The 24,093-nt window shown below is 57.0% G+C and carries 20 protein-coding genes and 1 riboswitch; of the genes, 6 read left to right on the forward strand and 14 right to left on the reverse strand.

Annotation, left to right across the window (positions count from 1 at the left end; genetic code table 11):
- The first annotated feature begins 8 nt into the window (after positions 1–8).
- The 3 genes from CJ255_RS03765 to CJ255_RS03775 all read left to right on the forward strand — a co-directional run bounded on the left by CJ255_RS03765 (position 9) and on the right by CJ255_RS03775 (position 2,717).
- A complete protein-coding gene (locus CJ255_RS03765; protein ID WP_097642760.1) occupies positions 9–1,418 on the forward strand; it encodes a pyridoxal phosphate-dependent decarboxylase family protein in 1,410 nt (469 codons plus the stop codon).
- 51 nt (positions 1,419–1,469) lie between these two features.
- Positions 1,470–1,635, forward strand: a riboswitch (M-box (ykoK) riboswitch).
- 385 nt (positions 1,636–2,020) lie between these two features.
- On the forward strand, positions 2,021–2,251 hold the full coding sequence (locus CJ255_RS22450) for a hypothetical protein (RefSeq protein ID WP_124681801.1): 231 nt from the start codon (positions 2,021–2,023) through the stop codon (positions 2,249–2,251).
- On the forward strand, positions 2,238–2,717 hold the full coding sequence (locus CJ255_RS03775; protein ID WP_217352395.1) for a magnesium transporter: 480 nt from the start codon (positions 2,238–2,240) through the stop codon (positions 2,715–2,717). Before CJ255_RS22450 ends, CJ255_RS03775 begins: the two co-directional genes overlap by 14 nt.
- Before the next feature lie 145 nt (positions 2,718–2,862).
- Here the strand turns inward: CJ255_RS03775 and CJ255_RS03780 are convergent, their stop codons facing one another.
- The 3 genes from CJ255_RS03780 to CJ255_RS03790 form a co-directional block, all read right to left on the reverse strand.
- Positions 2,863–4,656, reverse strand: coding sequence for a M14 family metallopeptidase (locus tag CJ255_RS03780; protein WP_245863165.1), 1,794 nt, complete (start codon positions 4,654–4,656; stop codon positions 2,863–2,865).
- A gap of 14 nt (positions 4,657–4,670) precedes the next feature.
- Entirely contained in the window at positions 4,671–5,591 is a 921-nt protein-coding gene (locus CJ255_RS03785; RefSeq protein ID WP_097642762.1) for a glycosyltransferase family 2 protein, read from the reverse strand.
- Between the two features lie 112 nt (positions 5,592–5,703).
- On the reverse strand, positions 5,704–6,594 hold the full coding sequence (locus tag CJ255_RS03790; protein WP_097642763.1) for a Uma2 family endonuclease: 891 nt from the start codon (positions 6,592–6,594) through the stop codon (positions 5,704–5,706).
- Between CJ255_RS03790 and CJ255_RS23325 the strand changes: the two genes are divergently transcribed.
- The gene (locus CJ255_RS23325; protein ID WP_165774555.1) at positions 6,595–6,759 is read left to right on the forward strand and encodes a hypothetical protein; all 165 of its coding nucleotides are present in this window, start codon (positions 6,595–6,597) and stop codon (positions 6,757–6,759) included.
- On the opposite strand, the gene CJ255_RS03795 is transcribed toward CJ255_RS23325, so the two are convergent.
- The 6 genes from CJ255_RS03795 to CJ255_RS03820 form a co-directional block, all read right to left on the reverse strand.
- Entirely contained in the window at positions 6,737–8,074 is a 1,338-nt protein-coding gene (locus CJ255_RS03795) for a glycosyltransferase family 4 protein (protein ID WP_097642764.1), read from the reverse strand. The two genes, CJ255_RS23325 and CJ255_RS03795, sit on opposite strands and share 23 nt — an antisense overlap.
- Before the next feature lie 109 nt (positions 8,075–8,183).
- Positions 8,184–9,623: a flippase gene (locus CJ255_RS03800; RefSeq protein WP_097642765.1), complete on the reverse strand. Its 1,440-nt coding sequence runs from the start codon at positions 9,621–9,623 to the stop codon at positions 8,184–8,186.
- Between the two features lie 7 nt (positions 9,624–9,630).
- Entirely contained in the window at positions 9,631–10,983 is a 1,353-nt protein-coding gene (locus CJ255_RS03805; protein WP_097642766.1) for a glycosyltransferase family 4 protein, read from the reverse strand.
- A 108-nt stretch (positions 10,984–11,091) separates the two neighbouring features.
- Positions 11,092–11,523 (reverse strand): S-adenosylmethionine decarboxylase, encoded by a 432-nt coding sequence (speD, locus tag CJ255_RS03810; protein WP_097642767.1) that lies wholly within the window; start codon positions 11,521–11,523, stop codon positions 11,092–11,094.
- Positions 11,524–11,538: 15 nt separating this feature from the next.
- A complete protein-coding gene (locus tag CJ255_RS03815; protein ID WP_097642768.1) occupies positions 11,539–13,434 on the reverse strand; it encodes an asparagine synthetase B family protein in 1,896 nt (631 codons plus the stop codon).
- On the reverse strand, positions 13,434–14,876 hold the full coding sequence (locus CJ255_RS03820) for a flippase (protein WP_165774556.1): 1,443 nt from the start codon (positions 14,874–14,876) through the stop codon (positions 13,434–13,436). Before CJ255_RS03820 ends, CJ255_RS03815 begins: the two co-directional genes overlap by 1 nt.
- A gap of 365 nt (positions 14,877–15,241) precedes the next feature.
- Between CJ255_RS03820 and CJ255_RS03825 the strand changes: the two genes are divergently transcribed.
- Together CJ255_RS03825 and CJ255_RS03830 are read left to right on the forward strand one after the other, a co-directional pair.
- The gene (locus CJ255_RS03825; RefSeq protein WP_165774557.1) at positions 15,242–16,342 is read left to right on the forward strand and encodes an STAS domain-containing protein; all 1,101 of its coding nucleotides are present in this window, start codon (positions 15,242–15,244) and stop codon (positions 16,340–16,342) included.
- Positions 16,332–17,333, forward strand: a complete 1,002-nt coding sequence (locus CJ255_RS03830; protein WP_097642771.1) for an NAD-dependent epimerase/dehydratase family protein — start codon at positions 16,332–16,334, stop codon at positions 17,331–17,333. Before CJ255_RS03825 ends, CJ255_RS03830 begins: the two co-directional genes overlap by 11 nt.
- A gap of 14 nt (positions 17,334–17,347) precedes the next feature.
- Here the strand turns inward: CJ255_RS03830 and CJ255_RS03835 are convergent, their stop codons facing one another.
- The 5 genes from CJ255_RS03835 to CJ255_RS03855 form a co-directional block, all read right to left on the reverse strand.
- Positions 17,348–19,237: a S9 family peptidase gene (locus CJ255_RS03835; protein WP_097642772.1), complete on the reverse strand. Its 1,890-nt coding sequence runs from the start codon at positions 19,235–19,237 to the stop codon at positions 17,348–17,350.
- A gap of 9 nt (positions 19,238–19,246) precedes the next feature.
- Entirely contained in the window at positions 19,247–19,846 is a 600-nt protein-coding gene (locus CJ255_RS03840; RefSeq protein ID WP_097642773.1) for a hypothetical protein, read from the reverse strand.
- 326 nt (positions 19,847–20,172) lie between these two features.
- Positions 20,173–21,450, reverse strand: a complete 1,278-nt coding sequence (locus tag CJ255_RS03845) for a cystathionine gamma-synthase family protein (RefSeq protein WP_097642774.1) — start codon at positions 21,448–21,450, stop codon at positions 20,173–20,175.
- A gap of 258 nt (positions 21,451–21,708) precedes the next feature.
- Positions 21,709–22,665 carry an AvaI/BsoBI family type II restriction endonuclease gene (locus CJ255_RS03850; protein WP_097642775.1) on the reverse strand — a complete coding sequence of 319 codons (957 nt, stop codon included), beginning with the start codon at positions 22,663–22,665 and terminating at the stop codon, positions 21,709–21,711.
- Positions 22,662–24,059 (reverse strand): DNA modification methylase, encoded by a 1,398-nt coding sequence (locus CJ255_RS03855; protein ID WP_097642776.1) that lies wholly within the window; start codon positions 24,057–24,059, stop codon positions 22,662–22,664. Before CJ255_RS03855 ends, CJ255_RS03850 begins: the two co-directional genes overlap by 4 nt.
- Between the last annotated feature and the right edge of the window lie 34 nt (positions 24,060–24,093).

Here is a 24,093-nt window from a genome sequence, read left to right on the forward strand (position 1 = left end):
GAGTTTCTATGCATCCAGAGGATTTTCGGCGTGCGGCCCATGAATTGGTAGATTGGATTGCTGCCTACCGTGAGCGTACCCCTTCGCTGCCGGTCTGGTCACGGGTGGAGCCGGGTAGTGTGCGGGCACAATTGCCCGCTGAACCGCCGGAGCAGCCAGAGCCCTTTGCCGCCATTGTGGCTGATCTTGAGCGCATCATGATGCCCGCCCTCTCCCATTGGCAGCATCCGCGCTTCTTTGGCTATTTTCCGGCCAATGCGAACTTGGCATCGGTGTTGGGTGAGTTGGCGAGTGCTGGCCTGGGGCAGTTGGGCCTCAATTGGCAGGCTAGTCCGGCTTTGACCGAACTGGAAGAGCAGATGTGCCTCTGGATGCGCCACTTGCTTGGCCTCTCCGCCAATTGGCACGGCGTCATCCAGGATACGGCGAGTAGCGCCACGCTGGTGGCGCTGATCTGTGCCCGTGAACGGCTGACCAGCTATGCTGCCAGCCGTGGCGGCCTTCAGGCTGAAGAGTTACCCCTTACGGTCTACTGCTCCGGCCAGAGCCACAGTTCTGTGGAGAAGGCTGCACTCTTGGCGGGCTTTGGACGGGCCAATCTGCGCCCAATTGAGACCGATGAAACCTATGCCCTACGCCCCGACCTGCTTGCTGAGGCTCTAGCCAACGATCTCGCCAAGGGCTACCGCCCCTGTGCCGTGGTTGCGACCATCGGCACCACGGTGAGTACGGCGCTAGACCCATTGGCAGAGATTGCGGCTCTGTGCCGCCAGCATGGCCTCTGGCTCCATGTTGATGCGGCTATGGCCGGCTCGGCCATGATTCTGCCCGAATGTCGTTGGATGTGGGAAGGCATCGAGCAGGCTGATAGCCTGGTGCTCAATCCGCACAAGTGGCTCGGCGTGGTTTTTGACTGCTCACTCTACTATGTGCGCGATCCGCAACACCTTGTGCGGGTTATGTCTACCAATCCGAGCTATCTCCAGACCAGCGCCGATGGCACGGTGACCAACTATCGTGATTGGGGTATTCCTCTGGGGCGGCGCATGCGTGCGCTGAAGCTCTGGTTTATGTTGCGGCTAGAGGGGGCAGAAGCGCTCCGCACACGCTTACGGCGCGACCTCGCCCTTGCCCAGTGGCTGGCTGCACAGGTGGATGCCACCCCCAACTGGGTACGGCTCAACCCGGTGCATCTGCAGACCGTCTGTATCCGCCATGAACCCCCTGGTTTGGAGGGCGAGGAACTGGATCGGCACACGCTCGCATGGATCGGACAGATCAACAACTCAGGTGTTGCGCTGCTCACCCCAGCGGTGCTTGATGGGCGCTGGATGTGTCGGGTGAGCCTCGGTGCCGAAACGACCAGCCAAGAGGATGTGGCCCACCTGTGGGCCACCTTGCGCCAAATTGAGGCTTGACAAACACTCCTTCACACGCTAATTATGTCGAAGGTTCAACAATTTGTTGCGACGCTCCTTCGTTAGGCGCGGCGCGCTCACGAACACAGGTCATTGCTCCGAACCGTCGAGAGACGCTAAGGGGTAGACGGCAATCCTCGGCTTAAGGGGTTTGCTAACATGACTGCGAAACTTCGCTACGTTGTGGGCGGGCTTAAGCTCAACCAGGGGGGAGGCGTGCGAGTTTCATGCTCAATTGCGCCCCTCTGGCTTGTGCCGAGGGGCGTTTTGGATTGGGAAGAAGGGACGGTAATGGACGACGATCAATCGGGTCATAGGCGCACTGCTGCGCTGACAATCTGCGTGTCGCGAGCCCTTACCGGCAGCACCCGCGCCAGCCCATAGGTGCTGGACACGAGACCCCAACGGCAACCTGACCGCTACCTATAGCCAGGTGCAGCAGCGGACACGCCCCCACTTCCTGCGCGATGATGCGCCGCAGCAGGCATTGAAGCCCCGAACCATCACTGATCGCCCGTTGGCCCACGTGGGCATGCTTGCCAAGCTTATGTCGGTTGTTACTTGCTTTATGCGGCCTCGCCGCCTGGAAACGGAGTAGTGCAATGTGGACAGTAACCAACCCCCCGTTCGCCCGTCGCTCGCCCGAAGAGATCAAGAGCATTGCCAACAATATGGCCATGATTGAGCTTGCGAACGCCTTGAGTGCGCTCGATCCGCGGGCGCGCGTAGCAATCTTCCGCTTGCTTGAGAAGTCGAAGGCGCTTGACCGAGACGGGCCTTTTTGTCCGCGCTACCGCACCGGAGATGGATGCGGCCCGCATGCTCAAGTTTAGCGGCTTACCTGCCATTCCAGTCGTAGATAGCGAAGAGCGTCTGGTTGGGGCGGTGACCTTTGATGATGCGCTTGATCTGATCGAGCGCGACACCTCCGAGACGATGTACCAGAAGGCTGGTGTGGGCGATGTTACGCGCAACCGCGATGAGATCTACAGCAAACGGCTCACGCAGGGGCCGATTTGGTACCCCGTGCGGGTACGGATCGTCTTCTTGTTCGTGACGCTGATGGGCGGCTTGGCCGTGGGTGGTCTGATCGATAGCTTTGAGGAGGTGTTGGCGGCAGTGCTGGCGGCGGCGGTCTTTATTCCGCTCGTGATGGATATGGGAGGCAACGTTGGCACGCAGTCTACGACCATCTTTGCCCGTGGCCTAGCCCTAGGCCATATCAACCTTCAACGCTTTCGCCAGCACCTCACGCGTGAAGTCTCGATTGGGCTCGTTGGGCAGGAAGCATGGCTTTAAGACCAACGTGAAGAGGTACCGAGGATTGAACCACAGAGGCACCGAGGACACAGAGGTTGGAACGAAGGGAGTGCCAACCATGCTACATTCCTTCCTCTCTGTGTTCTCTGTGCCTCTGTGGTTCAATTCTCTGCATCTCTACCTCTCACCGCCCAAGCACCATGCTCACCTCAGCGTGCCCGGCGCGCTGGCTTCGGGCGCAGATGGTGAGCGATCCGCCCTGGGGGGCGTGTAGTGTCCATTCGAGGCGACGTAGGTTGTCGGTGGGGTAGTTGGCTCCCCAGAGGGCGCGTTTGTTGGCGCGACCTTCGAGTTGGCCAAGCTCTTGGCGTAGCTCGCCGGTGACGAGGCTGGCCTCGTTGGGCAGGGTGAGTTGCACTTCAATCGGGCGCACCACCTTGGCCGCTTGGGCCCGTTTGCTGCCGTAGGTGGGGAGGTAGCCACTGTTGGCAATCAGTACCCGGACACGGTAGAGATCGCCGCCGAGTGCGGTCACTTCCGGTTCGCGCACTTCGAGACGCGGGGTCATGAGCGCGTGGGCGATGACAAACTCGGTGTTGGGTTCCAGTGTTTTCAACAAGAACTTTTCGGGTGGATTGCCAAAGGTGCGCCGTTCGATCCAGCCTCCGATCTCGACTGGGCCGAGTTGCGGGTGTTCAAAGGGCCGCCAGTTCACAAAACCTTTGCCCTCCAAATGTTCATCGTTCCAGCGCAACAGCTTCAGGTCGTCCTCTTCGGGATGCTCGCGCAACCAAGCGATAAAATCGCGCTCCTTGATGCCCGCCTCGCCAATCATATCCCAGAGTTCAACGGTCCAGGCAAAGATCCCAAGTTGATGGTAGGCCCAATCGTCGAAGGCACCACTCATGATCTCGCGGGGGTGGTAGCGAAAGCCGTGGTAGACGGAGAGGTGGGGGTAGCCGGTGAGTTGCTTGCCGCGCTCGCCAATCTCCTTGTAGGTCCAGAGGTCTTCAATCGCCATCTGGTCATCGGCTTTATCGGCATACGGGCGCAACAGCACGCCAGAGAAGGTGTGGTAGGCGATAGCACAGCTCACATTGAGGTGGCTAGTGAGAAACGCAATGACGGCGCGCACCTCTGGCTCGGAGCCGGGGTAGGGGCCGGCCCCACGCTGTTCGCCTTCGGGCTGCCAGACGTAGGGGTAGTTGCGGTTAAAATCGAGACCCTGTGCGGGGGGGGCAATTTTGACCTGCTGGCCATCATAGTTGCGGATCAGCCCCTCTTTGTAGACGCGGTAATAGGTGCCGCCCACCTCATCAGGGCCACGGCGGCGCATCAGGCGCGGATCATGCTCGCTCACCTTCCAGCCGCCATCGGGATCAGGCACGCGCATCTCCACGATCAGGCCATCACCATCAATATCAGCGGGATAGAGGCCATCGCGCTCGTCGGTATAGGGGTAGCGCCGCGTTCCAGAGCGCACATAGACCGGCGACGTGAGTGCCTGTTCCATGCCATCAGGATTGAGGCAGGGCACAATATACAAGGCCCGCTGATCGAGCAACTGGGTGGCACGGGGATCATGGCCATAGCGTTGCAGAATGGTCTGAATGGCATGCAACGCCCCCATACAGCCAGTCACTTCTGTCGCATGGAGATTAGCATCGAGCCAAAAGGCGGGCTTGGTCGTATCGGCACCAGTGGCCTGATTGGTCAGGGTAGCGCACCAGATAGGACGACCCTCGTGGCTCTGGCCAAGGGACTGGAGCGTACAGAGTTGCGGATAGGCAGCGGCAAAGGCGTGCAGCGCCGCCTCAACCTCGTGGGGGCGCAGGTAGCTGGTAAAGTCGAGCATGGTAATCCTAATGATACAGATCGGTGGGGGATCGGGTGCAGCGAAGCCGCGCCCGAAGAACGTTGTTCGTTCGTGTTGGCGGCTGCGCCGCCAACACGAACGAACAACGTAGGTTTGGAGCAAGCTAAGAAACCCTATTATAAACCTGAAAACTCTTGCAGATCAATCGGCCCAAAGCTGCCGCGCCAGAAATCGCGCCATGCCAAGCGCATGCCTAACCGCCCGCTGCGGGTCCGCCACTTGGGGCGAAGCGTAAGGCTGGCATAGGTACGCAGGTCTTGCAGAATGAGCGCATGCAACCAGGTGCGCCAGGGTGCGCCGGTGGCGCGCAAAAAGAGCAGGCGGTTGCGCGTCATGTAGTAGGCCAGATACTCTTTATCGAAGCGTGCATTGAGCGGGATTTTATGCCAGACGCGCGCTTGGGGCACGAAGCGGATGTGCAACCCAGCGCGGGCGACGCGCACACACCATTCACTCTCTTCAAAATACATAAAGAAGCGCTCATCCAGCAGCCCCACCCGTTCGAGGGCGTTACGGCGCATCAGCAGAGCACAGCCGGTCACAAAATCCACCGTGCGGGACCGCGCATACTGCCCCGTGTCCTCCTCCTCGCCCGCCATGCTGCAGATGCCACGCAGCCAATCAATCTGCCCGCCTGCCGACCAGATGCGCGTCGGGGCATCGTAGTAGTAGATCATTGGCCCCAACGCCCCCACCTGTGGATCGGACTCAGCGGCGTCCACGAGCAGGCTCAGGAAATCGGGGGCCACTTCGGTATCGTTGTTGAGCAGCAGCGCATAGGCATAGTCCTGGGCCAAGGCATAACGCAGGCCCACATTGTTACCCGCTGCAAAGCCCAGATTCGCGCCATGTTCGATTACCTGCACCTCTGGAAAGGCAGCCCGCACCTTGGCCGGTGTGTCGTCTTGTGAGGCATTATCGAGAACAATCACATCGGCCTGGGGGTAGTCGAGTTGGCGCAATGAAGCAAGGCATGCCAGCGTATCGCTGCTGCCGTTATAGCAGAGAACCAGAATGGCTACGCGAGGTCGATTCATGGTGGTGGTGTTTTTTCTTAAGCCTCTCGGCGAGAGTGCGGGATCGGTGGCTGAGCCTGTCGAAGCCACCGCGAGGCAGCCTACGAACCCAAGGATTCTGCTCCCCAACGGACTACGCCCCACGTAGGCGGCGCAATTCGGCCCGCAACGCTTCGAGTTCAGCCTCGGCCTCGGCTCGCGCTTGTGCTTCGTAGGTAGCGCGTGTTTCAGCGGTAGCGGCGCGTGTTTCAGCGGTAGCGGCGCGTGTTTCAGCGGTGGCGGCGCGCACTTCGGCAGCATCGGCGCGCATGATGGCCGCTTCGGCTGCTTGGACAACCGCAAGGTAGTCGCCCAACTCGTTGCCCTGTTGGTCAAAACAGACGACATGATCGTCGCGCACGCCCAGCCAGAGTTGGGCAACGTCAAGCCAGAGCCGCCCATTGGCATCACACGCCTGCATGTGGTAGCGATCACCAACGAGGGTATAGCCGATGAGACGGAGTTGGCGCGGTTTTTTGCGTGGTATGGCATCCACAATTACATACTGGGCAACCCCGACGAGCGCGTAGTGTTCCACTTTGATCGCAAGATCATTGTTGCGTGTATCTGGTGAGGTGATCTCAATGATCAAGGCTGGACGATGCCCCTCCGCAGTGACATCAAAGGTACTCCAGTCTTGGCGCGTCGTTGGCCCAGGAATGACCATCACATCAGGGCCGTGGGCGCGGAGTTCGGCATGATCCCAAGCGACCCGTACATCGCTGAGCACAATGGCTGACCCATGTGGCTCCAGGTGGGCGCGGAGGACTTGGGTCAGGTACATGCGGTCGGTTTCGTGGCGGTCACTATGCACGATGAAGTCTCCCACTTCGGGGTGCAAGACATCCTCAAGGGTTAAGGGCACACGTTCCAACTCCGCGTCATCGGGCGCACCAGGCCGTCGCACGTAGCGCCAACCGTAGCGCCAAGGATCATGCTCGCTCGTGGCTGCTATTGGTTGCAGTTGGGTGTCGTATGTACTCATATGTTCTACTATACACGTCTTCGGGTGAGTTGTCAAGCCGCCGGGAGGCGGGATGGGCGGCGTCGCGCTGGCTTCGACAAGCTCAGCCACCGCGACGCTGGCTTCGACAAGCTCAGCCACCGCGACGCTGGCTTCGACAAGCTCAGCCGCCGCGACGCTGGCTGAGCCTGTCGAAGCCACGTTGCACGACCTGTTCATACAGGCCCATGAGTTGCCGCATTTCCTGATCCACACTGACTGCTGGGCGAATACCGGCTTGCAGGTGGTTCAGCAGGGCGGGATCGTTGCGTAAGCGCTCGATCTGCCGTGCGAGGTCACCCGCATCGCCGGGGCGGAAGTGGAGCCCGTCTACCTCGTTGTGTACCAGTTCGGCCATGCCGCCCAGGGCTGATGTGATCACTGGGCGGCCACTGGCATGGGCTTCGAGGATGACGAGGGGGCTATTTTCGTACCAGATCGAGGGTACCACAACCACATCGGCTGCCCCCAAGACTGTTGCGGCCTGATCGCTACTAAAGGGGCCGGCTAGGGTGATGCGCGGATCGTTACGTATCTGGGCTTTGAGTTGCCGCACATAGGCAGGGAAGCTGGTGAGCCCGCCATGGAGGGCGAGGCTGAGGGGCCGTCCGCTTTGGGGCAGGCGCTGCAGAGCCTCAATCAGGACATGGACACCTTTATGGGGCGCAATCTGGCCGATATAGGCCAAGCGCAGGGTTGGACTAGTGAAGGGTGGCGCGGCGTTACTCAGCCCTTGTGCATCCATACCCAGGCGCACCACCCGCAGCCGTTCTGGGTCAATGAGGCCCGCAAAGCGCCCGGCCAAGAAGCGCGAAGGGGCGATAGCCATCTGGGCCAAGCGCAACGTCTGCTGTACATAGGCGCGCCGCGCCGCCTGCTGCCCCGCCTCAGGGCGACTCGCCAGCGCCATCCAGGCCCAACCCGCCGCCCCGTGGCTCCAACGGTCGGGCAGGCGGTGGCGGCGTTGCTCGAGGCGCAAGCACCAGGCACAGCCCGCCGGATTTTCGGGAATGGCGTGGCACACCTCGTCATCGCCGCGCAGTAGCGTAATGCGCGGGCAAAGAAACCAGTAGTCGTGCAGAGTCACCATGCTGGGCAGCGCATGCGCGTGGGCCACCTCCAGCACCCCTGCGCCAATCAGGTAGCCACTGTGCAGGTGCAACAGATCGGGGCGCTCGCTGCACAGATGCTCTGCCAACCATGCGGCTACCATCGGATTCTTATAGGGCCATTCGGGATGTGCGCCGCGCAAGCCCAAGTGCAAGCGCCAGACCGGAATGCCTTGGTAGACTTCATACTCGGCCCGTACCCCCGCCGCCTGATCATCAGCAAGCGTCTCTATGCAAACCACCTGCACTGTATGGCCATGAGCCACCAGCCACAGCGCCAAGCGATAGGTGTATAACTCCGCGCCAGCACTATAGCTCGGCGGGAAATGATGAATAGCTAGGAGAATATTCATGTCTTAGGAAGTTAGGAAAGATAGAAAGTAGAAAGTAGGTGATTGTGGTGCTACACGCCTCTCTGTGTTCTCTGTGTCTCTGTGGTGAAATCCTCTGGACCTCTCAACCTCACTGCCCACGCAGCGCACGCACAAAGGCGACTTCATCCGGCCCAACGACGCGCAGCAGCAACAAGATCGCTCCATAGAGTCCGCCGCCCAAGGCGATGCTCAACAAAACTGGCCAATCGCGCACCAGCCAGACCAGCAGAGTCATAGCGCTCAATGCAACCAAGGTGCGTAGCATCGCCCCCCAGCGCAATTGGCCCAACATATCGCGGAGCATCCAGAGGTATTGTACCAACAGAACGAACTCGGTGACGACCGTAATAATTGCTGCGGCCCAAACTCCATAGATTGGAATAAAGAGCAAGTTAGCTACAATATTCACACTACTACTCATGATTACCGCCCGGGCGACCCGCGCCTCGCGCCCAGAGATGACCACCACATAGCCCAAGAATTCGGTTAGGAACATGAGTGGCAGCACCCAGATCAAGATCGCCAGCAGTGGGGCGGTGGGGCCATACTCGGCACCAAAGAGTAGTGCCACCAATGGCTCGGCCAGCAGGAAGCCGCCTACGGCAATCGGGAGCGCCACAATCAGCAGGTAGCGCAAGAGCCGTTCATAGACCAGCGGGAGGCTGGAGGGATCGCGCACCGCTTGGCGCGAGAGCGAGGGGTAGAGGGCGGTATTGAGGACGTTGGAGAGGGTGACGAGGGCGAAGATCAGGTTATAGGCAGCATTATAATGGCCTGTGGGCACATCGCCACTATAGATATTGAGTAGCACCGTATCGAAGCGATAGGAAAGCCCCAGGGTCAGCCCAATCACCCCAAAGGGAAAGGCCGCACGCAACAAGGGGAACCAGCGGCTTGGCGTGATATAGCTAGGCCGCACCCCCAGGGCTAACACCGCCCGCACCACCAGCAGGGTCATGACGGCCACGCCGATCATGGTGGCAATGATCAGCCCATAGTAGCCAAAGCCGAGCCAGAGCGCAATTGCCCCCACGATCACAAAGACCAACTGGTTTACCACGCGCAAGCCAGAGGTCAGATCGAGCCGCTCATAGCCTGAGAGCAACGCCTCGCTGCTCCCGTGGATGGCATAGATCAACACAGTGAGCGAATTGAGCGCAATCGCGCCGATCATCAAGGTGGGCCGTCCGGTCAGCACGGCGGCGCTGATCACCATAATGCCCGAAAGCAGCCCCAGGATCAGGCGTAGGGCCAACAGATCAGCAAAGAGGGCCCGGATCTGCTCCGGACCCTCTGGCTTATCGCGTAGCCGCGCGACTTCACGCACCGTATACGGTGCCAAGCCGAGATCAGCAATAAAGAGAAAAACCGTCCCGAAGCCAATCACCGCAGCGTACTGACCAAAATCATTTGCTCCTAAATTACGGATAATCAAGACCGTAAAGGCAAATGAAAGAATCTTAATCGCAATCTGTGCAGCCAGGCCAAAGGCTGAATTGCGTAAGATCGTCCGGGAGAGTTGTTGCATAGTTACTCTATGGTACCACAGCCCCAACCATGCGGTATTGGCTCGTTGTATGCAACTTCAGCGTGTTATGATAGATCTGCTCCAATGTGTCCATAACCGACTCGTGGCTACGGAAAGGCAAGGCTTGAGCTTGCAAGCGGGGAAGGAGTTCGGGTTCATCAAGCAGACGTTGCAGGTTGCGGGCCAAATCAGCCGCATTATCAACCTCAAAAAGCAACCCGTTGCGCTCATGTTCAATCAATTCGGCAATACCACCCAGATTTGAGCCAACCACGGGCACGCCAACTGCTTGCGCTTCAAGGATACTATTGGGGCTATTTTCGACCCAACGGGAAGGAATGACTACCACATCAAGTTGAGCCAACACATTCCACACCTCATTGCCCGCATAGGTGCCGTGCCATGTGGCATCAGCGAGATCACCCAGAGTCTGCTCCAGATTGATGCCATAGTGCTGATGGCCCGCCGCAGAGCCATAGAGTGACAGTTGACGTGGGCGCGGGCCGGTGAGCATTTTCCACGCCTCCAAGAGCAGATCAACGCCCTTATGCGGTTTTACTTGGCCAATATAGCCGACGCGCAACGCTGAGGCTGCCTTGCGGATCACACACTGCTGCAACTCGACCCCCTGGCGGCAGACGCTGATCTTGGCCTTATTGATGCCATGGCGCACATAGAAGTCGGCCAAGAAGTGTGAGGGGGCCAGCATGCGATCCACCTTGGCCAACGCCGCAAGCAAACGCTCTGCCCGCTGCGCTTGGGCGGGCAGACCAAACATCCGCCCCAGCGAACTCTCAGGCTGGAGCATAGACCATGCGTAGTTGGTTACTTTAGGCACAATGCGCGCCGGAATGCGAAAACGCCGCTGCTGCTCCGCATAACAACGGGCACACTGCGCCGGATCGGGGCCAGCGCAGCGCTCGCCCGTTGGAGTCAACAGATTGATCTGATGGCACAACCACCAGTAGTCGGTCAGATCAACAATCGTCCGTATACCGCGCTCGGTGGCCGCTTCGAGCGCACTTGCACCCCAGAGATAGCCACTAAAGAGGTGCATCAACTCTGGTTTCATGGTATCAATAAAATCACCAGCCAAGAGCGCCAATTCAGGATGATCATAACTCCAGCGAAACGGATCATGATTCGCCCCACCATTAAAGGCGATTTCGCGTACTGGTACGCCCTCGTGAATGCGATCATGGAAGCGCAGATCGTCATGCGGCGCATTATCGGTAGCAATCGCCAAGACTGCAACCTCGTGGCCCCGCTCGCGCATTGCCCGCGCCGTGCGCTCGGCTCTGCGTTCCGCCCCGCCTTGATGCCCTGGTGGGTAGCCATGTACTGTGATAAGGATGTTCATGATATGTTTAGATTAAGAATAGTTTTAGGCTACATGACACGTTAGGCGCTTCCAGCGCATCCTGATGCCTCAAACCTATTCCCGATCTCCTCGTTTTTGTATGCTTCCCTATTGCTCCCCCACTCGACGCTGTTGCCATGCAGCCAACTCACGCTCAACATCACGCCCCCAATGGATGCCACGGTCGGCAATCGCACGCTCAACCACCGCATAGCTCCCAAAGTAGCGTTCAATTACCGCTTCGGCCAGGGTTGTATCAAATGCTTTGCATGAAAAGACATCAATGAACGCCTCACCTAAACAGGGGTAGGTATGGATTGCTACATGCGATTCGTAGAGAATGATGACCCCTGAGCAGCCCTGCAATTCGGGCGGCCCCTCTTCGCGTGCCATCAGCGGCCCGGCCAAGACGCGCATGCCCAAGGTGTGAACCACATCAACGAGGAACTGTTCGACATGCTGTTCATTGTTCAAGGCATCACGGTTCGCAATCTCGGCCACACGTAGCATCAGGTGGACACCATAGACATCATGGCTCATCGTCTCTCTCCTTTTTCATTCAGCTTCATCTACCAAATGGCGCAACACCAACTCGATGTTCATAAGCGGAGCGATCTTGCCAATCGTCCAGAGTTGGTCGCCTGCGAGGTGTTGCGTCCAGAGCGAGCGCACCATGCTGGGTTCAAAGAGACCGCGTGCAAGGGTGCGCTGATCGAAGAGGATGCTCTCAGCCCAAGGACGTAGCGAGCTGCGCAGATACTCCTCATAGTCGGCGTAGAGACGCGGGGATGGGGGAAAGAGACGCTGGTAACGCCGATTGATCCATGCAGCCCCACGGCGTAGCAGGCCGTCGCCCTCGCGCAACCATGGGTTGCTATGGGGCAAGCGGTCGTCCTTTTCGTAGGGCACCAACGCCAACTGGGGGCTGCGACGGGTGAGGATGGCCCGCCGCAGGTTCTTCTGGTTGCGGATGGCGTCGGGTAGGCTGTACATGAATTCAACGAAGTTATAATCAAAATAGGGGCAGCGAACTTCAAGCGCCGAACGTTGGGTAATAATCTGGTTCTGTAGGCTGCGACGAATCAGGTTCAGCAGTATAAAGTAGTCGCTGCGATGTTCGGGGCGGTAGTGGCTAGTACGGGCCAGTTCGCTGCACAATGATTCAAAAGCCCGCCCACGTAGCCGCTCGCGCCCAGCCCCCGTGAGCAACGCCAACGCTTCGCCCTCCTGCATGCCCGGCCAGGTCACCTGCTGACAAAAAGCCTCAAACATGCGGGTGGCTAAACTGGCCTCATCGGGCGGATAGCGGTAGAAGCGGTCGCCCGCATAATCCTCCAGTACCGCAAAGCCCCCCATGGTTGTACCACCATCCCAACCACTCAGGTTGACATCAAACTCCTGAGCCACGTGGGGCAGCATGCTGATACCATGGGCGTGCATCCAGCTATGCATACCCTCGGTGAGCGCGAGGTGCAGTTGGTGGTATTGGAGTACCCAATGGCCATCGTGCAGCGGGAACCAGCGGTGGGGCACTGCGGCAATCTGCGCCAATTTGCTGGCATAGCGTACATCGCGGCTGTTGGGGGCCCCAAAGGTGCAGGTGGGCAACGTGCCGCGCCCCTGGCAAAAGGCGAGAATGATGCGTCCATCTAACCCTCCGCTTAGAAAAATGCCCGGGCGCAAGGGGGGGCGCAACATCTGATCAATGGCCTGCTGAAAGCGCCAACTGGCCTCCTCCACCGCTTCATCAAAACTGATTGTGGGCAGACTACCAATGCGATCCCAATCCCAGTAGCGCCGCAACGCGAACTGATCGCTGGCCGGTTGGTAGCTTGCGATGGTTGCTGGTGGCAGTAGATGGACATCCTCGATCCATGTCTTCTCGCCAAGCAGTTGTTGGAAGCGCAAAAATTCCGCTAGGGCCGTCTCGTTCACCCGGCGCGGCACCTCTGGCACAGCCAACACGCCCTTTATTTCGGGTGCAAAGACCAGACGCCCAGCCACATGGGCGTAGTAGTGGGGGTAGAGGCCATAGCGATCATTGATCAGCCAGAGTGTAGCGTTGTTTTCATCCCATACACTACATGTAAAAGCACCATTGAGCTGGGCAATGCCCTCAACACCGGCATAGCGAAACATAGCGAGCGCCAGGGCCGCATCATCAGCGCCAAATTCCAGCAAGCCCTCGGCTTCCAACATGCGCCGCTGCTCATGCTGGAAATAGAACTCACCCACCAGCCAGAGCCACATGCGCCCATCGGCGCTACGGGCTGGCTGGGCCTGCTGGTTGAGCTTGCCGAGATGTACGCGCCCCAACGCTACCGTTGGTTGCACTACGGCATGCTCCACCTGTTGTTGTGCGCCATGGCGCATGCGTTGGCCTATGGTTGCAATGATGGTCTGGAGCGTAGGCACTGTCTGGTTGCTTAGGTAACCGAAGATGCCACTCATTATTTCCTAAATTTCGCTATGCCCTGACGCAGTTGCTGCTGATCAATCAGGCGCAAGGCAAGTGCCAACACGCCATAGACGAACACGCCTGTGAACATGGCCACAAAAAGATTAAAGCCGCTCATCAGAAGTACGGCGAGCCCCATGATGGCCGAGGCAACGACGATGCGGAACATGCGCGAGGCGATGCGGGTAAACTGCATGCGCCCGCCTAAAAGCCAAAGAAACAGGATGGCACTTACGCCATCGGTAAAGACGGTTATGGCTGCTGCCGCCATGATACCATACATGGGAATAAAAATTAGGTTAAGAATAATGTTGAGTGTCGTGCTTACAAGGTAAATTGCGGCTGCCGGCCACTCCAAACCCACGGCGACTGCCGTACTGCCACAAAAAGCCGTAAAGAGCAGCAACGGAATATCCCATGCAATCAGCATCAGCACCGGGCCACTTGGCCCAAAGGACTCGCCGAAGAGCAGGATTGCAATTGGTGTGCCTAAGATGCTCAAGCCCACCGCTGCAGGTAGGCCAAAGAAGAGCAACCACGTAACCGTTTCGCTCGTCCAAACCCGCACCCGCTCCGGGTCGGTGATGTGTTCACGGGCCAACGAGGGGGTCATGGTGAGCAGCAGACCATCGGCAATTGCCACCAGCTTAAAGATTAGTCCGTAGGCCGCACTGTACCACCCCACCTCACTGCTGCTGCGTAGCGCACTCAGGATCACCGTATCGGCGTGGAAATTGAAGGTCAGGGCCAGCGATGTGAGGCCGAAGGGCACCCCCGCTTTCAGCAAGAGCGGCCATTCACGTACCTGCAACTTCACCTGCAACGGCCCGATCCCCAAGCGCCGAATTGATTGGAGGGTCATCAGGATTTGCAGCGGTAGCACCAAGTAACCTACCCAGAGCAACCCCAAAAAGCCGCTGCCCAGCAGCAAGACGGTGAGCCCAGCACCGATGCCGAGCAACTGCGAGCGTACCTGCAATGAAGCTACCGCATCAAAGCGTTCGGAGGCGTTCAAGATCGAGATAAGCGGCATTAAGAAGGCCGCCAGCACAAAGATTCCGGTATAGATCAAGACCCCTGTGATCAGGATCGGCTCGTAGCCGAAGAGGAGCGCAACCGGCGGCAAGACCAAGAGCGCCGCGAGGGCCAGCAGCAGACGTAAGGCAATCAGGTTGCCCAACAGATCCCTGATTGTGCCCTCGCCCCGCGCCAAGCTCCGCTCCACATACTGGGTCATGCCTAGTTCAAAGAAAACCCCAAACATGCCCACAAAAGCCAGCACGGTCGCGTATTGTCCATAGCCATGCTCACCCAGCAGACGAATGACCACAATGAGGTAAAAGAAATTGGCGAGCTTAAGAATCCAACCGGCCACGGTCATGAAGATCGTATTCCGCAGAATGATCTCAGCCAGATCGCGTTTTTTGGTTTGCATAGTGGCTTCTTTTTTGTTTAGGGCTACCGCCTGCTTGTTAATCCGCCGTGTGGCGGGAACATACGAGGGAACCTGGTTCCCTCGCGCACCCTCACAGCAGAGCATGCGAGGGAACCTGGTTCCCTCGCGCACCCTCACAGCGGAACATACGAGGGAACCTGGTTCCCTCGCGCACCCTCACAGCAGAGCATGCGAGGGAACCTGGTTCCCTCGCGCACCCTCACAGCAGAGCATGCGAGGGAACCTGGTTCCCTCGCGCACCCTCACAGCGGAGCATGCGAGGGAACCTGGTTCCCTCGCACATCCTAAATCCTATTGGCGGCTTTGCCGCCAATAGGTACACCTTGTATGCTATCATGCATATTATGCATCCTAACAAGCTCAAAGCATGGTTAGCTCAACTACCCTATAGCAACCCCTCCGAGCGGCAACAAGCCTTGTTGGTGCAATCGCTCCTCTTAGCGTTGCTACTCATTGCCTTCTTTGGCGCTTTTGTAGCTCTGTTGGCCCCAATTGCCCTCGCCGATGCCCTCATCGTGATCGCACTGGTCTGGCTGACCATCCCGGTTGCCCTTGTTGGCATCTGGCTGCTGCATCAGGGACGCTTTGCGCGGGCCGCGCTGCTCACCTGTGTTGGCCTGATTTTTACCCTCAGCCTGCTGTTGATTACGACTGGTGTGCGCGACGGAGGGGCGCTCCTCTTTGGCTTTGCCCTCCCTATTCTGCTCGCTGGTCTGCTGGCCGACCGTTTTACCATGGTGTTGAGCATCCTGCTCAGTAGCGCCGGGATTGTGCTGGCTTTTCTGCTGGAGCGTTTGCACGTCCCGTTGGTTGGCATTGCCGCACCCCAGGGCGAAAACATGGGCGGCATCTTGGGCGGCTTTCTGGTGATTGCCCTGATTCTGGGCTTCTTTGTCTTGCGCTTTGGCCAGGTGTTGCGTACCTCACTTGCTGAGAGCCAGCAGCGCGCTGTGGAGTTGGAGCAGAACCAAGCAGAATTGGAGCAGCGTGTCGTTGAGCGCACAAGCGCATTGCAACACGCTCTGGCTGACATGCAAGCCCAAGCGGCGACCCAAGCGCGTTTGCTTGAGGAGAATCTGGCCCAGCGTACGATCATTCAACAACTTAGTGTGCCACTACTGCCGGTTGATCGCAAGACCCTTGTGGTGCCGCTGGTGGGTCTCCTTGATGCTGAACGCATCCAAATCTTGCAGCAGCGCGTCCTCCAAGGCATCGAACATTCCCAAGCGCGGCGCGTTCTACTTGATGTGAGTGGCATACCACTGCTGGATCAACAGGTAGCCCAGGGGCTGCTTGCCTTGGTGCAACAAGTATCCCTGCTTGGCGCCCATGCCAGCTTAGTCGGTGTGCGCCCTGAGGTGGCTGAAGCAATGGTTGCGCTCAACATCGATCTGTCAAACATCCGTAGTTATGCCGACCTAGAGGCAGCCTTGCATGCAGCATGATCTCTGTCTGGTTATTGGTGGTAGCGGCTTCGTTGGCCAGCACCTCGTTCAGCAACTTTTGGCAGCGGGCTACACCGTGCGCGTCTTTGATCGTCAGCCGCTCTATGCTCTGCCCGTTGAGTTCATACTAGGCGATCTGCGCGATCGGAGCGCAGTGCAGCGCGCCTGCGCCGGGGTAGGCACAGTCTTCCACAGCGCCTCAATGGTAGACTGGCGCGCTGGCAACCGTGAGGTGCTCTACGCGATCAATGTGCAGGGCACGCGCCATGTGATTGACGCATGCTGCGCCCAACCCGGCACACGCCTGATCTATACCAGTTCGATTGATGTAGTCTTTGATGGGAGCCCGATCCGCGCAGGCGATGAGCGCCTGCCCTATGCCCGACGCCACCTCGACGACTACGGCCAGACCAAGATGCTTGCCGAGCAGGCCGTCTTAGCGGCACATGGCCAGAACGGGCTCACAACCTGCGCCCTGCGTCTTGCAGGCGTCTACGGGCCGGGCGATGTCTACCGGCTACCTACGATTGTCGCTATGGCCCGTCAAGGACGCATGCTACGGATAGGCGACGGGCGGGCACGCTTCAACCATGTCTATGTCGAGAACGCCGCGCACGCCCACCTGTGCGCTGCCGAACGCCTTGGCACTGGTTCGCCCCTAGCGGGAAAACCCTACTTCATCATCGATCACCCGGCACACAACTTCTTCGACTTTGTGGAATCCTTCCCACGGGCAATGGGCCTGCCCACAGCGCAACGGGCGATCCCTTTTCCTATTGCCTACATCCTTGCCATCCTGATGGAGGGTTGGGCCCAACTCAGACGCAGTCGCGCCATCGCCCTCACGCGCTACATCGTCACCTCCACATGCCGCGACTTCTACTTCAACGGCAGCAACGCCGCCCGCGATCTCGCCTACACACCACCAATCAGCGAACGCGAAGCCTTTCAGCGCACACTGGCCTGGTTGCAGGCAGACACCAGCGGATAGGCGAGGAGCTTCACTCATGCAAACACCACATGCTCACGCAGGAAGCGTTCAATTGCTTGGTAGTAGGCCACAATGGTTTCGCTGCGCCGCCAGCCGTGGCCTTCGCCGGGGAAGAGGTGGTAGTGGTGCGGTACGCCGTGACGCCGCAAGGCACCCACAAGCGCTTCGGCTTGATCAGGTGGCACGACCTTGTCTTCGGCACCCTGGAAGATGGCCAGCGGAGTTCTGATGCGTTCGCTGTGAAAGATGGGTGAACGCTCGCGGTAACGGGCTGCCGCCTCAGGCAAGGGGCCCAGTAGCGCATCGAGGTAGTGGGCTTCAAACTTGTGGGTATCGGCCACCAGGCTGAAGAGGTTGACCACGCCGTAGCGGCAAATACCGGCACAGAAGAGTTCCGGGTGCTGCGCGAGGGTTTCAAGTACCGTATAGCCCCCGGAGCTCCCGCCCATCAGCACCATGCGGTCGGGATCGGCGATGCCTGCATCGCCCAAATAGCGTGCCCCACTGGCCGCATCTTCCACATCCAGCACGCCCCACGCCTCACGCAGCGCCTGAGCATAGGCCCGTCCGTAGCCACTGCTGCCACGGTGGTTTACCTCAAGCACCACGTAGCCCCGCGTTGCAAAGAATTGCACCTCATTGCTGTAGGCCGCCGTCGCTTGCCCAGTCGGGCCGCCATGGATCAAGATGACCGCAGGGGGACGGGGGCCCACGCCGTTGGGCGTATAGCCCGGTGGCAGCGAGAGTAGCCCGTAGACCGTCGCCTCGCCCACCGACCATTCGACCGGATGGGCCACAGCCAATGCTGTAGCGGGCAAGAGTTCACTGGCGCTCCGTCGGATACTGCGCGTCCCACTGGTATCGGTCACAATCACCTGGGGCGGCACCACCGACGAGGAGGCAAGGGAGGCAAAGGCGGTGGTGGTGGGGGCTGCCGCCAACTGGTTGAACCAGCGATAGCCTGTGTCGGCACTCAAGACCTGCAACGGGCCATCGGACAACGGTTGCAGGCACAACTGGCGCAGACCGCCCCAATTGCGTAAAAAGGCCAACGCCTTGCCATCATAGCTCCACGCCAGGGTACGCATACCATAGACCCACGCAGGCTCACCATGCTCGGCGGCCCCGGTAGTCAACTGATGCTGCTTACCCGTATTCAGATCAAGCAAATAGATCTGCCACCAGCCATCTTGGTCAGAGACAAAGGCCAAATGGTGGCCATCAGGGGCAAAACAGGGCTGAAAGATGCTCGTTGTAGGCCCACCAGCCACCACCCGCGCATTGCGGAGCACCGGCAGCCTACCAACAAAATCAAGATCAGCGAGATAGAGCAGGCTGCCATCCCAAGGCATATTGGGATGATCCCAAGCCACAAAGGCCACTTTTGTCCCACTAGGGTGCCAGCAGGGCCACATATAGAACGTGTGGCCCTGTGCCAAGCGTTGGGGCCAATGCTTCCCGGCGCTATCCACCACCGCAATGCAATCCTGATCCTCATAGGCATGGACAAAGAGCAGATGGCGGCCATCGGGCGCAAGGGCGGGATCAGCCGCAGCCCCAAAGGCGGGCGTCAGCGCCCGAGGCATACCACCGGCCACCTGCTGCACAAAGAGCCGCCCGCTGTTGCCCTCAGCAAAGACCACCAGCCCACTGCCGACGGTAAAATCGCCACCGCCATAGCCAATCCGACCACGCACCGTCAAATCACCAGGCGTCAACTCATAGGGCGCATCAGGCGTCGCCAAATCCATCGCCCAGAGCGTGCCACGCCCATCACGCGCCTCGCGCCAGACCAACGTCTGGCCCGCACTATCCCACTGTACATCGGTCAAACGCAACCCGGCAGCCATCTGGCGAGGGGTCAACGCACTTGGCCAGAGGCCAAACGGGTAGGTAACTGTCATAACCTCTTCCTAATGCCACCAAGCATAATGCGCCCACGACTGTGCGGGATAGACATGCTCTGGGCGGCGCGGATTGATCCGCACCGGCACCACCGAACCAACCGTCATGCGGCTCAGGCTCTCATCATCAACCAACCAGGCAACCTGAGCCTCATAAGGACGGCCATTGGGCGGATGCACCCAGAGGATCATCGTCAACTCTGCGGAACGCAGCAAGCCCGGACGACCAAAGGCGCTCTGGTGCAGAATACGCAAGATCTCGGCATGGGCCGTCACGGCTGCGGCCAAATCCTCCGCCATCGTACCACGGGCCAGTTGGGCATGGCGATCACGGCTAACCAAGACACGATAGACTGGAACGAACAAGATCAAGGTTAAGATCGGCACCGCATAGATAATCACCAACTCACTCGGAACTGGCGTAATCCGACCATCAGCAGCAGCCACACAGCGGAACTGCAAGCCACGCAAGCGCGTCTCTGGCTCTAGCACTCCCGCGCACAAAAACGGTTGCGCCACCCGCCCAAGGGCAGGCACCAAGACCAAACCAAGCGTACCCAACATGAAGGCCAGCACGAGGCTGAAGATGCAGCGCTTCACGATGGCCATAACTCACCTCTTCTTCGTTGAATGAGGAGTTATACCGCAATATTCCTCATACCCTATCGTAGCAATGCCTTTGCTTTTCCACAAGGGTACAGATCTGCACGTTTGGTTGTTGTCTCTGAACTGAGGTGGAGTAGCCAAAACGAGACCGGATCATCAAGAACGCGAAAGCCCTGTGAGACGCCATGTTCGGCAATCTACAATCTACAATCTACAATCTACAGTGGAGTAGCCAAAACGAGACCGGATCATCAAGAACGCGAAAGCCCTGTGAGACGCCATGTTCGGCAATCTACAATCTACAATCTACAATCTACAATCTACAATCGCTACACCCGCTCCAGCGCCTGGGCCAAGTCGGCGATCAGGTCTTCTGGGTGTTCGACGCCAATCGAGATGCGTACCATAGCCGGGCTAATCCCCAACTCAATCCGCTCCTCCGGGTCTACGTCGGCGTGGGTCATCGAGGCGGGATGTTCAGCGAGCGACTCAGTGCCGCCGAGGCTCACTGCGAGGTGAAAGAGCCGCAGGGCGTTGAGCATGCGGAAGGCTTCCGCCTCGCCACCGTGCAACTCAAAGGAGATCATGCCGCCCGCTGCACTGCACTGGCGCTGATAGATCGCATACTCTGGATCGTCGGTAGCCAAATGGCCCAAGTAATGAACATGAGCAACCTTGGGATGCTCGGCGAGAAACTTGGCCACATGGCCCGCACTCTTCATCTGGGCGGTCATGCGCAACTTGAGCGTTTCGAGGCTCCGCAACAGCAGCCAGCCGGTGTGTGGGCCCGCCATCGTGCCAAGAATGGTGCGGAAGACTTTGATATGATCAAGCAGTTCACGGCGACCCAGACAGACGCCCGCGATCAGGTCGCTATGTCCACCAATATACTTGGTGGCCGAATAGAGCACCAAATCAGCCCCATGGCGCAACGGTTGCTGCCAGAGTGGCCCCAAGAAGGTATTGTCCACCGCAGTCAACACGCGCCGATCTTCACGACTAAGGCGTGCGGCCAACGCTGCGTAGGCCGCAATATCCACCAGCGCATTGGTCGGATTGGCCGGAGTCTCGATCAGAATGAAGGCCAGTTTATCGGCCAGCCCCATCTGTTGCAGACGCGTTTCCACCTCAGTTGGCGGCGTCCCTGCCCGAAAACCGATCACCCGCACACCAAATTCAGGCAAAATATGCTTGAGAAAAAAATCGGTACCACCATAGACCGGCTCACTATGCAGCACCACATCACCAGGACGCACAAAAGTCAGCAGGGTCGTACTGATCGCCGCCATCCCACTGGCAAAGACCGCCGCCGCCTCAGCTTCGTCCCACAGCGTAAGGCGATCCTCCAGCACCTCAAGGTCAGGATTATTCAAACGGCTATAGATCAAGCCCATCGGCTCATTAGGGCCGCGGCGGCGCAGGCCATAGGCCAACTCAAAGAAGGCTTTACCCTCCTCAGCGGTACGAAAGACAAACGTGGAGGTCTGGAAGATCGGACACTTAATCGCCCCCTCAGAGAGTTCCGGCTTGTAGCCATAGCTCATCATCAAACTCTCCGGGTGGAGCGGGCGTCCCTCTAGGTAGCCATCAGGCTTACGTTCGGCCATGGTCGCCTCCTTGAGACACATTTCAAACGAGTGCAATTACCCTTGAACATGCCGCATAATCGAAAACGCGAAAGCCCATTGATGCGCTATGTTCAGCAATCTGCAATCTACAATCTACAATCGTAAATGGTATGAAGCACCATTGTCTCACTCCCACCTCATGGTGCCTGTAGGCGTAGCCGACTCTGGTTAAGGTTTAACAACAGGAGTGGAAAGACTTCGCTACGAGAGGCGAGATCAAGATATAGGGGGGAGCAACTACAATCTACAAAGCCAGCGCGAAATCGAAGCCACCTGATCATACTCATTCAGGTTTGCAGCATTGGAAAGCAACCCAACCTGCAATTGTGCCCAAATCTCACCAGCCATTTTGCGCTCAATTGCAGCACCTACAAAAAAGGTGTGAGGCTTTAGATTAACGTCCTTAAAGCCAGTTCTAATGCGGTCAAGCGCTGTTCGTGCTGTTTTCCAATGCTCATCAGCACCAGCGGGATCAATCCCCCCTTTGAGTTCACCGAGCGCCAGATAGGTGTCAGGGTGGCGATATTCTGTCATCATGATCTGAGCTGGGTTATCGTTAAAGAGACATAAGTCTACATTATTACGAATAAATGGAATGGTAAGATTATAGATCAGTGTTCGTTGTCCTTGCGAATGTGACCATGCCAATCCACGGGCAGAAAATTCCACATCAACATCATCTTGAGTCTTGTCATACCACCGTTTTGAGCGATGTTCAAGCCATCGATAGGATAAACCACTAATATTGAGCGATGCAATAAGCGCACGCGTGAGCTTGCGTTGGGCTAGTACGCCACCAACATTACGCATTGAACCGCCTAATGTATCACCACGTATTAGCAGGAAGCGATAGATCAATTCCTCGATAAATTTATCTCCTGCAGGTTCTAAAAAATTCTTAATCAAACCTTGCACAGCTTCCAGCTTATCTTCAGGTTGGAGGTGATTCAGTGCTTTATCTGACAAACCAGCGGCAGTAAGCAATCCTGCTTGAATATCTGGAATACGCAATAAATCTGTGGGTGTGGTTGCCTTAGAAGCTGCTACATATAATGCTTTGGCTTCTTGCACATATGGTGTTGCTTTTCTGTTCTTCTCTAGTGCCAGTGCAACAAACCCGGCTCGACGTGCGGCATATGAAGTAACTAATTGTTCTTCTGAGCGTAAATGTTCAAGATAAGGTTGATTGTTCATCCTTTTTTCCTCCAAACATAGACACATTTTCGCAATGCATCACGACCATGCTCACCCATTTGTTGACTACTGTTGCCTTTACCAGTAGGTAACAATAAAATTTTCTCAACCGCAAAACCTACATGACGAGCAATATCTGAAAGAATAAGATCAACCGATACACTCGCTCCTGCATAGCGTACATTATCATTCACCATGAAGAGTAGCGCATTTGGTTTGAGTACTCGACTACATTCAGCAATAATGCAAGCCATTTCAAAAAAATACCCCTTCACCATGCGCGGTATACCATTATTATTTAATTTTTTCTGGCTCTTCTGAGCTTGAAGGTAGGCAATAATCTCCTGTAGCAAATGCTGTTGATTGGCTGCATAAAGAACATCATGCCATGCGCCATTCATCTTCAACAGATCTTTTTCACGATTCTCCACGGTACAACTCAACATTGCTTGGCGTAACTCAACGAGATTGGTTTCATTTACGCCAAGAATAGCCAATTCTAAAGCATACGTTCTCGTGTAATCATAACGATTGCAATAGGGTGGTGAGGTAATAATTGCATCATACTGCTGTGCTTTCAATTGAGGCATCATGTCAAGACATGAACCATGTAGTAATTTTATTGCCCCAGATGAGGTTTTCTCAGTAAAAAAACCTTGTTGCAATGTTGTTGGATGTAAATCTTCAATAATTTCACGCAATTTCGCAGAGATTGCATCATCAAAAGACGGTATGTTTCCTTTGTTAAAGGGTTTACTTCCAATCTTTCTACCTGATCGGTAATCCCAACGGAGGTATTGTCCATCTTTGCGGGTAAAACTCACCGCTTCTAGGATACACAATAAGGCAAAAAAGAGAACATCTCTTACTCTATTTGACTCTTGTTGCAGCGCATAAAGAAATTTTTCAATCGCTTCTTGGGTTGCTTCTGGATATGCTCCCTTTGTAATACGTAATTCTGCAAGAGATATTCGTTTGCTCTCAGTGTTCCAAGGGCAATGCTCAACCCAATAATTGATTCGGGCTATTTCATCTGTAGAAAAACCTTGATCCAGAGTCTGTTTCGTTGAGATGATAGTTTGACCAATTGGCAATAACTCGATACCATCAGCATCAATACCTAATGCACTTGCTGCGAATAGAGCCGTTCCACTTCCGGCAAAAGGATCAAGAACTTTTCCTTTTATGTTATAGGTGTTAAGAAGAAATTCTACTAGTGCTGCGGAAAATGCTTCTTTATATTTGTACCAACGATATATCGGACGATTCTTGTTAGCTTGAAAACTAACAAGCGATCTTGTCAGTGCTGGGTTAGTTATGAACTCCGCAGAAAATTGTTCTGCTAAAGCTCGATCTAGTGTTTCGATGTATGCAATTGCATCTTCTGTAACCATGAATTCCAATCCTGTGTTATACCAAACCCTTGAA

It is taken from the genome of Candidatus Viridilinea mediisalina (assembly GCF_002532535.1).
GTDB classification, from domain to species: Bacteria; Chloroflexota; Chloroflexia; order Chloroflexales; family Chloroflexaceae; genus Viridilinea; species Viridilinea mediisalina.

Coding starts and splice junctions, on each gene's coding strand:
- CJ255_RS23325 (WP_165774555.1), top strand. CDS start 6,595: ATGTTCTACTATACACGTCTTCGGGTGAGTTGTCAAGCCGCCGGGAGG.
- speD (WP_097642767.1), bottom strand. CDS start 11,523: ATGAGCCATGATGTCTATGGTGTCCACCTGATGCTACGTGTGGCCGAG.
- CJ255_RS22450 (WP_124681801.1), top strand. CDS start 2,021: ATGTGGACAGTAACCAACCCCCCGTTCGCCCGTCGCTCGCCCGAAGAG.
- CJ255_RS03765 (WP_097642760.1), top strand. CDS start 9: ATGCATCCAGAGGATTTTCGGCGTGCGGCCCATGAATTGGTAGATTGG.
- CJ255_RS03830 (WP_097642771.1), top strand. CDS start 16,332: ATGCAGCATGATCTCTGTCTGGTTATTGGTGGTAGCGGCTTCGTTGGC.
- CJ255_RS03825 (WP_165774557.1), top strand. CDS start 15,242: ATGCATCCTAACAAGCTCAAAGCATGGTTAGCTCAACTACCCTATAGC.
- CJ255_RS03845 (WP_097642774.1), bottom strand. CDS start 21,450: ATGGCCGAACGTAAGCCTGATGGCTACCTAGAGGGACGCCCGCTCCAC.
- CJ255_RS03820 (WP_165774556.1), bottom strand. CDS start 14,876: ATGCAAACCAAAAAACGCGATCTGGCTGAGATCATTCTGCGGAATACG.
- CJ255_RS03775 (WP_217352395.1), top strand. CDS start 2,238: ATGCTCAAGTTTAGCGGCTTACCTGCCATTCCAGTCGTAGATAGCGAA.
- CJ255_RS03850 (WP_097642775.1), bottom strand. CDS start 22,665: ATGAACAATCAACCTTATCTTGAACATTTACGCTCAGAAGAACAATTA.
- CJ255_RS03805 (WP_097642766.1), bottom strand. CDS start 10,983: ATGAACATCCTTATCACAGTACATGGCTACCCACCAGGGCATCAAGGC.
- CJ255_RS03800 (WP_097642765.1), bottom strand. CDS start 9,623: ATGCAACAACTCTCCCGGACGATCTTACGCAATTCAGCCTTTGGCCTG.
- CJ255_RS03785 (WP_097642762.1), bottom strand. CDS start 5,591: ATGAATCGACCTCGCGTAGCCATTCTGGTTCTCTGCTATAACGGCAGC.
- CJ255_RS03790 (WP_097642763.1), bottom strand. CDS start 6,594: ATGAGTACATACGACACCCAACTGCAACCAATAGCAGCCACGAGCGAG.
- CJ255_RS03855 (WP_097642776.1), bottom strand. CDS start 24,059: ATGGTTACAGAAGATGCAATTGCATACATCGAAACACTAGATCGAGCT.
- CJ255_RS03840 (WP_097642773.1), bottom strand. CDS start 19,846: ATGGCCATCGTGAAGCGCTGCATCTTCAGCCTCGTGCTGGCCTTCATG.
- CJ255_RS03835 (WP_097642772.1), bottom strand. CDS start 19,237: ATGACAGTTACCTACCCGTTTGGCCTCTGGCCAAGTGCGTTGACCCCT.
- CJ255_RS03795 (WP_097642764.1), bottom strand. CDS start 8,074: ATGAATATTCTCCTAGCTATTCATCATTTCCCGCCGAGCTATAGTGCT.
- CJ255_RS03815 (WP_097642768.1), bottom strand. CDS start 13,434: ATGAGTGGCATCTTCGGTTACCTAAGCAACCAGACAGTGCCTACGCTC.